This is a genomic window from Alcanivorax sp. HI0083, from assembly GCF_001635175.1.
Map to the genome: position 1 here is coordinate 1 of NZ_LWFX01000854.1, position 801 is coordinate 801.

1 protein-coding gene and 1 pseudogene are annotated in these 801 nt (G+C 55.6%); both read left to right on the top strand.

Features of this window, described 5'->3' with window-relative positions:
* Window positions 1-72: 72 nt before the first annotated feature.
* The gene (locus A3754_RS08165; RefSeq protein WP_063519024.1) at window positions 73-390 is read left to right on the top strand and encodes an IS3 family transposase; all 318 of its coding nucleotides are present in this window, start codon (window positions 73-75) and stop codon (window positions 388-390) included.
* Window positions 391-536: 146 nt separating this feature from the next.
* Window positions 537-801, top strand: a pseudogene (locus tag A3754_RS08170) (IS3 family transposase); the annotation flags it as partial.

Consider the following 801-nt stretch of genomic DNA (forward strand, 5'->3'; position numbering starts at 1 on the left):
GTTGATAGTTGACAGCTAACGGGGTGGAATGCCCCGGAAAAAGTAGACACCTTCATTTGGAGAGAAGGTGTCATGAAATACAAAGCCAAGCGCTACTTCAGCGATGATTTCAAACGCGAGGCCGTGCAGGCCTCGCTATCCACCACGCAGACACAGTCCGCACTAGCTGGCAAGCTAGGCATACACCCAAAGTTGTTAAGCCGCTGGCGAAGAGAATGGATTGTGACCAAGAAACCGTCCGCTAAATCCGTCCAGAACACGGGACCCGATAAAAGCCTCAAAGACCTGGAAGGAGAGATTTCTCGCCTGAAAAAGCAGCTCAAGCGAGCCGAGCTGGAGAATGAAATCCTAAAAAAGGCGGACGAGTACTTCGCCAAGCACGGCAAATAAGATTTGCCTTCATCGATGCCTGCCGTAGCCAAGCCTGGCCGGTATCGGTGATGTGCGCAGTACTCGATGTCTCACGAGCAGGCTATTACCGTTGGCGGGAGCGTCAGCGTTGTCCGGGGCCAAAACAGAGGCGCGATGACGCCCTCTTGGCCTTCCTTCTGAAAGAGGCTCGTCGTCAGCAAAGCATACCGGGTTACCGTAAGCTCTGGCTGCATGCCCAGGATGCGGGGGTTTGCTGTGGGAAAAATCAGGTTCAGCGGTTGCTGCAGGCGGCGGGCTACCGTTCGCGTACGGCACCCAAGCCCGGCTACCGCAAGGCCAAGTCGTCTCTACCGGTGTTGCCCAATCTGCTGAATCGCCAGTTCTCGGTTGGGAAGGCCAACCGTGTCTGGGTGTCGGATATTACCCAGA